This is a genomic window from Streptomyces sp. NPDC048590, assembly GCF_043199535.1.
Classification (GTDB): domain Bacteria; phylum Actinomycetota; class Actinomycetes; order Streptomycetales; family Streptomycetaceae; genus Streptomyces.
Map to the genome: position 1 here is coordinate 131,610 of NZ_JBICWC010000006.1, position 12,871 is coordinate 144,480.

Below are 12,871 nucleotides of genomic sequence, written 5' to 3' on the forward strand. Positions count from 1 at the left end.
CGAGGTCGCGCGGTGAAGAAGCTTCTCCTGGTCGCACTGGCCGCCATCGGTGGGCTCCTCGTGTACCGCCAGATCCAGGCGGATCGCGCCGAGCAGGATCTGTGGACGGAGGCGACCGACTCCGTGCCCGCAGGTACAGGTGTGTGAGACGCAACAGTCTGCTAAAGCCCCGGCCGTCGATCGGCCGGGGCTTTGTGCTGCCCGGGGTGTTCTGCTGCGTCCGGTTCGATCTCTCGCACGGGTACGGGCGCCGGTTCGATGAATTCGCCTGAGCGAATTATTTCTTCACGTATGCGAAATTATGCGCGGCTGTCGCGCGAGCCACACGGGTAATCAGGGCTGCATCCATCGCTGCCGCAGACAGCTGTGGTGCGGGCGGGGCAGGATGGACCGGCACCGCGGTCGCTGCCGGAGGGGCCGTTTCGCCCACCGGGTTCTCGCAGCCGGTGCGGGGCACGCATGGAGACAACGAGGGGAAGCGCGTGAACAGGCAGCGCAGCAGGGGCAGGGTGACGCTCGCGACGATCGCGGCGGTGTGCGCGATGGGGGCTCTGCCCGGGCAGGCGCATGCCGAGGTGGGGCCGGCGGCCTACACCTTCGATCCCGCGGCGGCTTCGGTCGAGGGCACCGAGACGAATGCCGAGGCGCCGGAGCTGAAGCCCGGTTCCGTGTACCGGAGTTCCATCGGGAACGGCCAGAAGCTCTACTACCGGCTGGAGTTGGACGACACCACCGACGCGTATGTCTCCGCCGTGGCGATCCCGAAGTCGGGTGGGAAGGTCGCCTACGGCGACGGGATCACTGTCAGCATCCGGGATCTCGACGACACACAGTGCAGCTCCGAGGACGCCGCCTTCGAATCCGCGGAGTTCCCACGTCCGATCGCCGCGTACGCCTACCGGAACGTGGAGAAGGACAGCACCACCTGCAAGGCGGGCGGCACGTACAACGTGCTGATCGAGCGGGAGAGCAAGGTGACGTCGTCCCCGGAAGACTGGGACCTGGAGCTGCGCTACGAGGCCGAGCCATCCCTCAAGGAGGGCGCTGCGCTGCCGACGGAGGCGCCGGAGGAGTGGCCGTCCGCTTCACCGGTACCGCCGACAGGGCCGCAGAAGCGGTCGGGGGGCAGCGGGTTCCACGATGCCACCAGCCTGGAGTCCGGTGAGTGGGTGGACTCCATCACGCCCGGCCGGACGCGCTTCTACCGGGTGCCCGTGGACTGGGGCCAGCAGCTGTTCGCCACAGCCGCGCTGAGCAACAGCGGCAAGTCGACCGAGTTCCTCGGCAACGCCCTGGCCCTGGCTTTGGACAATCCTGCCCACGGCCATGTGGACGACGCGACCCTGTCGTATTCGGGAGGCCCCAACTCGGTGGCTCTTGACCCTCTGCCTCCGGTTGCGTACGAGAACCGGTACGCCTCGGCGGCGGACGTCAGCGCCATGCGCTTCGCGGGCTGGTACTACCTCTCGGTGACGCTCTCCCCGGAGGTCGCCGAGCATTACGGAGACGATCCCATCGGGCTGACGCTCAAGGTGAAGGTGGTCAACGACAGCAAGCCTTCGCCTTACCAGGGCGATGCGGGAATCTTCGGAGTCTCCGACGACGACAGGGACATGGCCAGGAGCGGACAGAAGGAGTCCGAGGCCGGCCGGAGCGCCATGATGACGGCGGTGGGTTTCGCGGGCATCGGTACGGGTTCGCTGCTGGTCCTCGGGCTGGGCGCCTGGACACTGCTGGCCAGGCGCCGGCCCGCGTCCGTCGCGACCCCGCCCGGCGCACCGGGAGGCCGGCCGCCGCTCGGAGGGCCGCCTCCCGCCTGGTAGGACGTTGCCCGACCGCGGGCGCGCGTCAGCCCTGGGTGAGGGCCCAGATGCCGACGGCGAAGCAGAGCAACGCCACGACCAGTACAGGGACCGCCACCTTCACGGGCGGTCCCTGACGCTTTCCGGCCGGCGCAGGAGCCCCCTGGGGCGCCTGCGGGTGCTGGGCGGTGTAGGCGCGGGTGGGAGAGGCGCCGTACGGCACAGCGGCAGTGGCCGCCTGTGAGAGCTCCTGGGCGTCGTAGGGGGACGCGCCCTGGCCGGGAAGAGGCGGGGTCGTCGAGACCGGCTGTGGCGCCGCGTGAGGCGGTGAGACGGGGTGTTGCGGGGGCGGTGCGATGTGAAAGCTGCCCGTCTCCGACATCGATGACGGCGGGGCGTAGGGCTGTCGCCCCGTGACCGGCTGCGAGCCGTCGGCCCGCTGGGCCGACGGCTGGGTTGCGTGGGGCAGTTGCTCAGGTGCCTGAGAGACCACACCGAGGGCTTCCGCGGGCATCTGCGCACCGCGGGCCGGTGTTTCGGGTCCGTCGGGGCCGAACCCGGACGGCAGTGGTCCGATCTGGTCGAACACTTCCACCGGCTCTTCGCCGGGCCCGGCCTCGGGCAGCATCTCGACCGCCGCGGTCAGTGCCTTGCGGGCGCCGGTGGCGGTACGGAACCGGGCATGCGGGTCCGGCTGGAGCAGGCCGGCGAGGACCTGCCAGAGGGGCTCGGGTACCCCTTGAGGAGCGCTCGGGGTGCCATGGGCGGCGAAGTACTCGATCAGCGCCTTGCTGTCCGGCTTCCTGCCCTGGAGCAGATAGAGCGCGACGAGTCCGACGGCGAACAGATCTGCCGGAAAGTCCGGCTCCGCTCCCATCATCTGCTCAGGGGCGAAGTAACCCGGCGTACCCACCACGTAGTTGGTCTCGGTGAGCCGGGGTTCCCCCTTGCGCATCGAGATCCCGAAATCGGAGAGCCGCAGATGCGGGCGGCCCGTTCCGGTGGCCTCCATGAGGATGTTGGCCGGCTTGATGTCTCGATGGACCACCCCCTCGGCGTGGACTGTCGACAGCCCGGACAGCAGCTGGTCGAGCAGGAGACAGACGAAGCGCGGCGGCAACGGCCCGTAGTCACCGATGACATGGGCCAGAGAGCCGCCGCTGACCAGGTCCATCGTGAACAGGACCTTGTCGTCGTCGGCCGCCCAGCTGGCGGGCGCGAGCACATGGGGGTGCTCGATCCGCAGAGCCTGTTCGCGGACGAAGCGCAGCAGGGTGTGTGCGTCGCTCTGCTGCAGGACCTTGGCCGCGACGTACCGGCGCCGCCGGTGGTCCCACGCGCGCCACACAGCGCCGACCCCACCGCGTCCGATCGGATCGATCAGCTCGTACCGACCAGCGAAGACCTCACCCATTGCGCTGCGCCCGCTCCCGTTTCCGTTTTCGGTTGTGCTGTCGGGTACCGCCACGGCTGTCCCTGCCTCGGGCCTCCAAGGCAGCGACAGCGAGCCCGGCATGATCCAGACGAAAGGCCCTAGCTCTGGTGGCCCTCGTAGTGCGCCACCGCGTCAGCCGTGCGGCCCGCTCCGTACACCCGGAGGAACTCTGCCAGTTCAGGGTGTACGGGGGCGAGGGAGTCCGCCGCATCGATGATGTCGCCGGCGGCGGCGACCGACCGGAGCAGCGACTGGATCTCCCGGACCACACGGCGCACGGTGGGGGCACCGCCGGTGGAGGAGGTCTGGCCGGTGCTGGTCAGGACGGAGCCGCCCTGTGACTTCTTGATCTCCTCCATGCGATCGGTGGCCTCGCCGGCGCTGACGCTGCCGTCCGCCACCTGGCCGGCCAGTTCCTGGAGTGCCTGCACCCGCTGGACGACCGCCGGGTTGCCGATCTTGGCGCGCTGCCCGCTCATCAGCTGGGACAGCATGGGCGCGGACAGTCCGAGCACGGCCGCGAGACGTGCCTGGTTGAGGCCGAGGTCATCGATCAGCCTGCGGAAGAGCGCCCCCAGCGGCTCTCCGTACCAGCTGCGCTGGAGCTCCCGGGCTCTAGCCGTCGCCTCTTGCTGCGCTGCGTCCATTGCGTCTCCCCATCGCTGCGGCTTCGCTGCTGCGAACCTTGCCGTGCATCTTACGGAGGGGGGTGGCGGGCCGGGAGTCCCAATCCTTTTGCAGGTTTCGGGGGGTCACCCGGTACTCTGTTCTGCGACGGACGACGCGATGCGGACCATGTCTCGCGATGTCTGTTTTCGGGGCCTTAGCTCAGTTGGTAGAGCGCTGCCTTTGCAAGGCAGATGTCAGGAGTTCGAATCTCCTAGGCTCCACAGATGAAATGCCCTCTGAACTGCGAAAACGCGGTTTCGGAGGGCATTTTCGTGTCTGCGGCGGGTGTGTTCGTACTGCCTGTCGGAGGGCGTCGGAACCCGTAGTGATCCGGCCCGCGCCGGGTGCGCACGCGACGAAGCGCGGGTCTCCCGGAGTGCCTCGTCGAGACAGCTGTGCGACGAAATCGAGACCTGCCAGCCCCCGCAACTGGCGTTCCATCAGGACCGGCATCGACTTCGGCAGCCTGGGAGGGGGCTCACGCTTGGCCTGCCGGGCTCCGTCCCGACGCGAAAGAGCACGCGTAGCGGTCAGGTACTCAGGTGCGCCGCCCCGGTGTCGGTGCGCACCTCACGCGCGTTCACAACGGGGCCGAAGCGGGGTCCGGCTCCTTGGACTGTCCCGGCATCGGCGTGCCCGAGAGCCTGGCCACCTCGCCGCGCAATGCCGCGACCTCGGCGGTCAGAGCCTCCAGCAGAGCTGTCTGCCGGCGCTCCTGCGCATCGTCCCTTTCGAAGCGGGAGATGAACCAGGCCGCGATGTTGGCGGTCACCACACCGAGCAGCGCGATTCCGGAGAGCATCAGGCCCACCGCGAGCAGCCGGCCGAGACCCGTGGTGGGTGCGAGGTCTCCGTATCCGACCGTGGTCATGGTGGTGAAGGACCACCACACCGCGTCACCCAGGGTGCGGATGTTGCCGTCCGGCGCGTTCCTTTCCACCTGGAGCACTGCCAGCGAGCCGAACATCATCAGCCCGATCACGGAGCCGCCGACGTAGACGGTCATGGTGATCTGCGGAGCTCTCCCGGCCCGTCGGCCGACGAGGAGGAGCGTGGAGACCAGCCGCAGCAGCCGCAGCGGCTGCACGAGCGGGAGGATGACAGCCAGCAGGTCCAGCGGATGACGGCGCACGAACAGCCATTTGGCGGGCGCCAGTGCCAGCCGCACGACGTAGTCGGCGGCGAAGGCCGCCCACACGGTCCATTCGGCCGTCTGGCACACGGTGTGCGCCCATGCGGGGGCACCCGGCGAGACGACCGGCACCGCATAGGCCACGGCGAAGACGACGGCCATGCCCAGAAGAGGGCCGCGTGTGCGTCGTTCCCAGTCACCCGGACCGGATCGAATCTTCATGCATGGCATCGTAAGGACCTGGCCAAGGGCTGCCCCGCGGCTCGGCGGCCGTGTGCCGCGGCCCGAATCGCCGGGAACCGGTCGTCAGGACATCGGACGAGCACGGGTTCGCTCCTGTCGGCCGAGCAGCCGTACAGAATCGACTGGTTCGCCTCCCGCACCGCGACGGGGACGGATCGCCAGGGGGCTGTTGCCGGCGCCATCGCGCAGAGAAGCAACGGGCGGGAGACCGTCACTGATCCGAGGAGATGAGCGTGTCCCGCAGGTCCTCGCCGCCCTCTCCGCTCGGGCACGTGCTTTTCGGCCCGGCGGACTACCGCGGAGCTCCGCCCACGTCACTCGTCGTGGAGGCGATGGTGGTCGCCTGCGGCGGGGTACTGGCTGTCGGTGGCGCCGGGACGGTTTCCGTACTGCTGGGGATCGCGCTGGAGCAGGCTCAGGCCGCGGGCATGGCCGTTGTGGGAGGGCTCGTTCTCTTCCTCCTGGTCGCGCGTGCGGGGAGGCTGCTGATCGGTGGGGTCTGTGTACTGGGCCTGCTGCTGGCCCTCAGCGTTCCTCGAGCGACCGCTGACTCCATCATGGCCGAGCGGGGGCAGCGCCAGGAGGTGGTCGTGACCGCGGTCGCGGCCGGCAACGTTCATGATCGTTACCTCTGCTCGGTCCGGAGGGCCGACGGCACCCCGGTGCCTGTGCGGCTCTGGAGGGGGTGCGGGTCGGCCGTCGTGCCCGGTGACCGTATCGGCATGGTCCTCGACCCCGAAGGGCGTGTGCCGCCCCGGGGGGTGGAGGATCGCGGGCCCATGTGGACCCTCGTTCGGTGTCTGCTTCTCGCAGGGTCCGCTTCGGTTCTGTCCTTCACGGCGGTTCTGCGCTCGTACCGGCTGCCACCGGTCTCCCTGAAGTCCGGGGAAGTGCCCGCTGCACGATGAGCCGTCGGGGTTCCCGGGACCGACCTAAGTTCACGTGAATCCAGACGCCGTGCCTGTTCCACGTGAAACTGGGCCACGCATCTGTTTCACGTGAAACAGGCGCGGGGTTGTCGTGAAACGGACGGAGGGCGCCGGAGACCGTAGGTCATCCGGCGCCCTCCCTCGGGCCAGGGGCCCAGGAACGTGTCAGCGCTTGTCGTCGCGATCGGTGGTGTCCGCCGGACCTGACCCGCTTTCGGCCTCGTCCTGCTTGGCTCGGACCTCCGGGTCGAGCACCGTGCTGCCACTGCCGTCGACCGAGGTCAGCGGCGCGCGATCGTCGGCCACCTCGGTAGGGGCGGGGGGCTCGACCAGCCAGTCAGGGTTGGCCTGCTTGTCCCACCACTTCCACGCGGCGAACGCTCCGCCGGCCAGGGCGCCGAGCACGAGGATGCCCTTGGCGAACCGTCCCGCCTTGGCCCGGCGCTCGTGCTTCCGCACGATCTTCTGGATCTCCTTGGCAGTCACCTGGCCACGCAGGGCGGCCAGGGCCGCCGCGCTACGGGCGGTCGCCTGCTCGGCCATGGGCCGGCTCGCTGCCACCGCGTACTCGACGCGCGGGACGGTGTAGTCCGCCGCGCAGCGGGCTGCGCTACGGGTCTTCGTGGCGGCCTTGTGTGCTGCCTCGTCGACCTTCGGCGGGACGTGGGTCAGCGCTTGCTCGATTCGGGGTGCGAGATGTGCGCCGTACTGGACGCGGGCCTGCGCGGCTGCCTTCGACACCTTGGGCGCGAGTCGTGCGCGAGCCTCCTGCGCGTAGTGCGTGGCCTGTTCCTTGGCCGTGTCGGCGTAAGGCGCCACCACTTCCGCGGCGTGCTGCGCGCTGTCCTTCGCCGAGTAGGTTGCGGCGCGCACGCTGTCGATGCGGGTCACGGGATCCTCCTCCTTGGTGGCGGGTAGGTACTCCGCCTATCCACCCAATTCGAAATCATGCCCGCTGAGGCCTTGAGCGCCATGCGGGACGGGCATCCGGGTCATAGACGCCATCTTCGAGCAATTCGGTGCAAGGGGAGCGTGTCGCCGACGATGCCACGATTCGTGTCGGCGCGCTTCGCAGGGTCGATCAGGTGGTCGCCATTCGACCGTGTGCGGCCGAGTCGGCCCGCACGGAGTGTGGAAAAGGTGCAGGAAAGCGAGCAACAAGGTGACTGCGGGCGGACTGCGTCCTTGACCGTGCCGTGGAGAGAACTCTCCGTGCGAGGATCGGTGGTCATCAGCGGAGACTTACGGAAGGCAGATCGTGGCCGAGCAGCTTTACGCCACTTTGAAGACCAGCCAGGGCGACATCGAGATCCGGCTCCTGCCGAACCACGCGCCCAAGACGGTCAAGAACTTCGTCGAGCTCGCCAAGGGTGAGCGTGAGTGGACCCACCCGGTGACCGGTAAGCAGTCCACCGACAAGCTGTACGACGGCACTGTCTTCCACCGCGTCATCAGCGGTTTCATGATCCAGGGCGGTGATCCGCTGGGCAACGGTACGGGCGGCCCCGGTTACGAGTTCGCGGACGAGTTCCACCCCGACCTCGCATTCACCAAGCCGTATCTGCTGGCCATGGCCAACGCCGGTCCGGGGACGAACGGGTCGCAGTTCTTCGTGACGGTGTCGCCCACCGCTTGGCTGACCAATAAGCACACGATCTTCGGTGAGGTCTCGAACGAGGCGGGCAAGAAGGTCGTGGACGCGATCGCCTCCGCTGCCACCAATCCGCGGACCGACCGTCCTCTCCAGGACGTGGTGATCGAATCGGTCGTCATCGAGACCCGCTGACCCGGGCCTTCGATCCCGCGCGGGAACCAACCGCCCTGTTCGTCCGTACTGCTACATAAAGGGCGAGCGGGGCGGTCGTGTGTATGCCGCTTGCACGGACGACGACCGAAGGGGGCACGACCGATGGACCAGCAGCCGCCGGAAGATCAGGGCAGGTCCGCGGCTGCGGACGGCCCGCCCTCGTGTTACCGCCACCCCGGCCGTGAGACGGGCGTCCGCTGCACCCGGTGCGAGCGGCCGATCTGTACGGACTGCATGATCGAGGCCTCGGTGGGGTTCCACTGCCCTGAGTGCGTGCGGAAGGGCTCGGGCACCGGCCACCATCCCGCTGCGACGCGGCCCCGGACGCTCGCGGGTGGGCGCATCGCCTCCGACCCCAGGCTGATCACCAAGATCCTCATCGGGATCAACCTCGCGGTCTTCCTCGCCGTCTCGGTCGCCGGGCGGGACCTCCTCGAGGACCTGCTGCTGTTCGGCCGGGCCTACACGGATGATCAGGCGGCCGGCCTCGAAGGCGTGGCCGAGGGGCAGTGGTACCGGCTGGTGACATCGATGTTCCTCCATGAGGAGGTGCTGCACATCGCGTTCAACATGCTGGGGCTGTGGTGGCTGGGCGGACCTCTGGAAGCCGCGCTCGGGAGGGTCCGCTATCTCTCGCTCTACCTGCTGTCCGGGCTGGCGGGCAGTGCGCTCACCTACTGGATCACCGATCCCGGGCAGGGCACGCTCGGGGCTTCGGGCGCTGTCTTCGGTCTCCTGGGTGCCACGGCCGTGCTGATGCGCCGGATGAACTATGACATGCGACCGGTGATCGCACTGCTCGTCGTGAACCTGATCTTCACCTTCACCTGGGGTGGCATCGCCTGGCAGGCTCACGTCGGAGGGCTGGTCGCCGGCGCCCTGATCGCGATCGCCATGGTCCACGGCCCGCGAGAGCGCCGGAACCTCGTGCAGTACGGCGCCTGCGCGCTGGTGTTCCTCGCCGTCGTGGCCATCGTCGTGGGCCGGACGGCCGTGCTCACCTGAGTGACCGGGCGAGGCTTCAAAGCGCAGGGACGCGCGCTGTCGGCTGCCTTCCTGCCTGTTCCTGCGAGGTCAGGGCAGAGTTGTCCACAGAGTGTGCCGGATCTTGTGCATGACGTGGGGAACACGTGTGCCCCTCGTCGCTGAACTGGGTTTTCCCAGTCAGGACAAGGGGCACATCCTCCGGCCGTACGTGAGTGTGTAGTCACACCGGCGTCAACCTCGAGGAGGGTTATCCACAGATCTTCCGACCTTTTCCCCTGCCTGTGGATAACTCTGTGGGTAACTCAGGGCAGAGCTACTTCCACTGCGTGGAGACTCCGAAGCCGCCGGCGATGAAGCCGAAGCCGACCACGATGTTCCAGTTGCCGAGAGCGTCGACCGGAAGGTCGCCCTCGGTGACGTAGAAGACCACGATCCAGGCGAGACCGATCAGGAAGAGCGCCAGCATGACCGGCGCCACCCAACCGCGGTTGCCCAGCTTTATGTTCGTCGACTGCTTGGCCGGCGGAGGCGTGAAGTCTGCCTTCTTGCGGATACGTGACTTCGGCACGAGGGACTCTCCTGTCGATGCGCTGCGTGACCGCGCAGGGATCTGTGGCTGGCGCCGGGGGCGCGAGGGGGAATGCTGCCTCCCCGGGGCGTCCGTTAGCGTAGTGCTTCCGTGGCGCCTAAGGAGATAAGGGTACGTTGAGCAATTCTGCCGAATCTCCTCGCGGCCCTGCCCGGCGCCTGTCCCGACGGCCTGTGCAGGTCCTGACGGCCGCCGTTTTCGCGCTCGCCGGACTGATCTTCGTCACCAGCGCCAACACGGCCAAAGGGACCGATATCCGGACCGATTCCTCTCTGCTGAAGCTCTCGGACCTCATCCAGCAGCGCAGTGAGAAGAACGCCGAACTGGATGAATCGACCGCTGCCGTGCGCGCCGACATCGACACCCTCGCCCGCCGTGACGACGGGAGTACAAGTGCCGAGGACGCCAAGCTGGACGCACTCGAGAAGGCGGCGGGCACCACTGCGATCACCGGTGAGGCGTTGTCCGTCACCCTGAACGACGCACCTCCGAACGCGACCGCCAATCCCGGTTATCCGGACCCTCAGCCCAACGACCTGGTCATCCACCAGCAGGACCTGCAGGCCGTGGTCAACGCACTGTGGGAGGGCGGCGCCAAAGGAATCCGGGTGATGGACCAGCGGCTGATCTCCACCAGCGCGGTGCGCTGCGTCGGGAACACCCTGATCCTTCAGGGTCGCGTCTACTCGCCTCCCTACAAGGTCACCGCGGTCGGTGACCGGGACGAACTCCGGCGGGCCCTCGACAACTCCACGGCCATCCAGAACTACCAACTGTATGTAAAGGCGTACGGGCTGGGGTGGAAGGTCGAAGAGGATGACAAGCTGACGCTTCCCGGCTATTCGGGCACGGTCGATCTCCATTACGCACAGCCGGTCGAGTAGCCCGGGGAACGGGGAGTCGCCGGATCCCCGGAGGAGTGCGGCGGACGCGCCACGGACGGCTTTCCACAGCTGACCCACGCCCGCGTCCCGGCCGATTAGTCTGGTCCCGTACCGAATGGAGGCAACAGCATGTACGGCTGGATCTGGCGGCATCTGCCGGGCAACGCATGGGTACGGGGCTTCATCTCGCTCGTGCTCGTCCTGGCCGTTGTCTATGCGCTCTTCCAGTACGTCTTCCCCTGGGCGGAGCCACTGCTCTCGTTCGGTGACGCGACGGTGGACGGCGAGAGCGCCGGCGGAGCGGGGGCCGGCCAGTGAGCGCGCGCATCCTCGTCGTGGACAACTACGACAGCTTCGTCTTCAACATCGTCCAGTACCTCTACCAGCTCGGTGCCGAGTGCGAGGTGGTGCGCAACGACGAGGTGACCACGGCGCACGCGGACGACGGGTTCGACGGCGTACTGCTGTCGCCCGGTCCTGGGACGCCCGAGCAGGCCGGTGTCTGCATCGAGATGGTGCACCACTGCGCGCGCAGCGGGGTGCCCGTCTTCGGCGTCTGTCTGGGAATGCAGTCGATGGCCGTGGCCTACGGCGGTGTGGTCGACCGGGCGCCTGAGTTGCTGCACGGCAAGACCTCGCCCGTCCTGCACGAGAGCAAGGGCGTGTTCGCCGGGCTGCCGTCACCGTTCACCGCGACCCGCTACCACTCCCTCGCGGCCGAGCCCGCGACGGTCCCACCGGAGCTGGAGGTCACCGCACGTACCGCCGACGGCATCATCATGGGGCTCCGCCACCGTGAACACGCGGTGGAGGGAGTGCAGTTCCACCCCGAGTCGGTGCTGACGGAGTACGGCCACCTGATGCTCGCCAACTGGCTTGAGCAGTGCGGTGACACGGGCGCCGTCGCGAGATCGGCGGGGCTCGCTCCGGTGGTGGGCAAGGCCGTCGCGTGACCTCACCCCACCCAGGCGCCGGGCAGGACGGCCCGTACGCGCAGGGAGCGTACGAGCCGGACGGCTCGTTCGCGGCGGCGGTGGAGCAGCTCGCGGATCCGCTGAACGACCCGCTCCCGGGCGGGCATGGATCGCCCTGGGCCGGATCCGGGCCCGCGTCACCCGGCGGTGGTCCACCCCAGGCCCCCCAGGCGTCCCAGATGCCACAGGAGGCGTCCTACGGGCCTGTGGAGCCGCCGGGCGAGTGGTACGACCCGGAGGGGTACCAGAGGGACTGGTACGGCCAGCAGCGGGCTGACGGCGTTCCTTCGGCGGGAACGGTCCGGGGGACGGCGGTGATACCCGATCCGATGACGGGGCCGTCCGACGCGATGGCCGGGTCGTCGGCGCGAACGCCGGATGTGCATGCCCCCGTGACGGGCGTCCCGGCCCAGGAGGCCGTGTTCCTCCCGGATCCCGAGCCGGTCGGCGTCACCGCCCCTCTCCGGCACGACGAGACGGTCGCACTCCGCACCGCCAACACCCGCGGAGCTACGGTTCCCGACCCGGCCGATGGACGGGACGGCGGTACGGATCCGCTGCCCACGGGCGGGCGGGCCGAGCGTCGCAGGGCGGCCAAGGGACGTGGCAGACGGCGGGGAGAGGCACCGGCGGCCAAGGCGGGACCGGAGACAGACGCGCCCGCGGTGCCGATGACACGCCTGGAGGCCAGGCGGGCCGCGCGTGCGGCCAAGGACAGCCCCGCGGTCGTGGCCAGCAGGGTCGTGGGCGAGGTGTTCATCACCTTCGGCGTTCTCATGCTCCTCTTCGTCACCTACCAGCTGTGGTGGACGAACGTGCGCGCCGACCAGATCGCCGGCCAGGAGACACACAAGATCCAGGACGACTGGGCCAGCGGCGAACGCAGCCCGGGGGCCTTCGAGCCCGGCCAGGGCTTCGCCATCATGCACATCCCCAAGCTGGACGTCGTCGCGCCGATCGCCGAGGGCATCAGCAAGGAGAAGGTCCTCGACCGCGGCATGATCGGTCACTACGGCGAGGGCAAGCTGAAGACCGCGATGCCCTCGGCGGAGAAGGGCAACTTCGCGGTGGCCGGCCACCGCAACACCCATGGCGAGCCGTTCCGCTACATCAACAAGCTGAAGCCCGGCGATCCGATCGTGGTCGAGACCCAGGACGCCTACTACACGTACGAGATGACCAGCATCCTCCCGCAGACCTCGCCGTCGAACGTCTCCGTGATCGACGAGGTACCGGTGGGATCAGGCTTCAAGGGCCCGGGCAGATACATCACGTTGACGACCTGCACCCCGGAATTCACGAGTACGTACCGAATGATCGTGTGGGGCAAAATGGTCGACGAACGGCCGCGCAGCAAGGGGAAGCCCGACGCGCTCGTCGACTGAAGCGGGCTGTACGACAACACGACAGGGGCGGGTGC

14 protein-coding genes and 1 tRNA gene are annotated in these 12,871 nt (G+C 68.5%); 9 read left to right on the plus strand and 6 right to left on the minus strand.

Annotation, left to right across the window (positions count from 1 at the left end):
- The first annotated feature begins 12 nt into the window (after positions 1-12).
- Both ACGFNN_RS19045 and ACGFNN_RS19050 read left to right on the plus strand, forming a co-directional pair.
- Positions 13-147 carry a DLW-39 family protein gene (locus tag ACGFNN_RS19045; protein ID WP_219852833.1) on the plus strand — a complete coding sequence of 45 codons (135 nt, stop codon included), beginning with the start codon at positions 13-15 and terminating at the stop codon, positions 145-147.
- A gap of 335 nt (positions 148-482) precedes the next feature.
- The gene (locus ACGFNN_RS19050; RefSeq protein ID WP_393557243.1) at positions 483-1,823 is read left to right on the plus strand and encodes a hypothetical protein; all 1,341 of its coding nucleotides are present in this window, start codon (positions 483-485) and stop codon (positions 1,821-1,823) included.
- Positions 1,824-1,848: 25 nt separating this feature from the next.
- Here the strand turns inward: ACGFNN_RS19050 and ACGFNN_RS19055 are convergent, their stop codons facing one another.
- Positions 1,849-3,216, minus strand: coding sequence for a serine/threonine protein kinase (locus ACGFNN_RS19055; protein WP_393557245.1), 1,368 nt, complete (start codon positions 3,214-3,216; stop codon positions 1,849-1,851).
- Between the two features lie 119 nt (positions 3,217-3,335).
- Complete coding sequence (locus ACGFNN_RS19060; RefSeq protein ID WP_362545280.1) at positions 3,336-3,884, minus strand: DNA-binding protein; 549 nt, start codon at positions 3,882-3,884, stop codon at positions 3,336-3,338.
- A 170-nt stretch (positions 3,885-4,054) separates the two neighbouring features.
- On the opposite strand from ACGFNN_RS19060, the gene ACGFNN_RS19065 reads away from it, so the two are divergent.
- Positions 4,055-4,127, plus strand: a tRNA-Ala gene (locus ACGFNN_RS19065).
- A 359-nt stretch (positions 4,128-4,486) separates the two neighbouring features.
- Here ACGFNN_RS19065 and ACGFNN_RS19070 read toward each other — a convergent pair.
- The 3 genes from ACGFNN_RS19070 to ACGFNN_RS19080 all read right to left on the minus strand — a co-directional run bounded on the left by ACGFNN_RS19070 (position 4,487) and on the right by ACGFNN_RS19080 (position 7,101).
- Entirely contained in the window at positions 4,487-5,260 is a 774-nt protein-coding gene (locus tag ACGFNN_RS19070; RefSeq protein WP_393557247.1) for a potassium channel family protein, read from the minus strand.
- Between the two features lie 335 nt (positions 5,261-5,595).
- Positions 5,596-5,901, minus strand: a complete 306-nt coding sequence (locus tag ACGFNN_RS19075; protein WP_393557249.1) for a hypothetical protein — start codon at positions 5,899-5,901, stop codon at positions 5,596-5,598.
- Between the two features lie 474 nt (positions 5,902-6,375).
- Positions 6,376-7,101: a DUF5324 family protein gene (locus tag ACGFNN_RS19080; protein WP_393557251.1), complete on the minus strand. Its 726-nt coding sequence runs from the start codon at positions 7,099-7,101 to the stop codon at positions 6,376-6,378.
- Between the two features lie 367 nt (positions 7,102-7,468).
- Here ACGFNN_RS19080 and ACGFNN_RS19085 point away from each other — a divergent pair, with 367 nt between their 5' ends.
- Complete coding sequence (locus ACGFNN_RS19085) at positions 7,469-7,996, plus strand: peptidylprolyl isomerase (RefSeq protein ID WP_393557252.1); 528 nt, start codon at positions 7,469-7,471, stop codon at positions 7,994-7,996.
- A 123-nt stretch (positions 7,997-8,119) separates the two neighbouring features.
- The gene (locus ACGFNN_RS19090) at positions 8,120-9,022 is read left to right on the plus strand and encodes a rhomboid family intramembrane serine protease (protein WP_393557254.1); all 903 of its coding nucleotides are present in this window, start codon (positions 8,120-8,122) and stop codon (positions 9,020-9,022) included.
- Between the two features lie 295 nt (positions 9,023-9,317).
- On the opposite strand, the gene crgA is transcribed toward ACGFNN_RS19090, so the two are convergent.
- A complete protein-coding gene (crgA, locus tag ACGFNN_RS19095) occupies positions 9,318-9,572 on the minus strand; it encodes a cell division protein CrgA (protein ID WP_362545262.1) in 255 nt (84 codons plus the stop codon).
- A gap of 137 nt (positions 9,573-9,709) precedes the next feature.
- On the opposite strand from crgA, the gene ACGFNN_RS19100 reads away from it, so the two are divergent.
- The 4 genes from ACGFNN_RS19100 to ACGFNN_RS19115 all read left to right on the plus strand — a co-directional run bounded on the left by ACGFNN_RS19100 (position 9,710) and on the right by ACGFNN_RS19115 (position 12,836).
- A complete protein-coding gene (locus ACGFNN_RS19100) occupies positions 9,710-10,477 on the plus strand; it encodes a DUF881 domain-containing protein (RefSeq protein ID WP_393557256.1) in 768 nt (255 codons plus the stop codon).
- 129 nt (positions 10,478-10,606) lie between these two features.
- Entirely contained in the window at positions 10,607-10,795 is a 189-nt protein-coding gene (locus tag ACGFNN_RS19105) for a hypothetical protein (RefSeq protein WP_393557258.1), read from the plus strand.
- Positions 10,792-11,430 (plus strand): aminodeoxychorismate/anthranilate synthase component II, encoded by a 639-nt coding sequence (locus ACGFNN_RS19110; protein WP_362545253.1) that lies wholly within the window; start codon positions 10,792-10,794, stop codon positions 11,428-11,430. The genes ACGFNN_RS19105 and ACGFNN_RS19110 overlap by 4 nt, the downstream gene beginning before the upstream one ends.
- Positions 11,427-12,836, plus strand: a complete 1,410-nt coding sequence (locus tag ACGFNN_RS19115) for a class E sortase (protein WP_393557260.1) — start codon at positions 11,427-11,429, stop codon at positions 12,834-12,836. Before ACGFNN_RS19110 ends, ACGFNN_RS19115 begins: the two co-directional genes overlap by 4 nt.
- Positions 12,837-12,871: the final 35 nt, after the last annotated feature.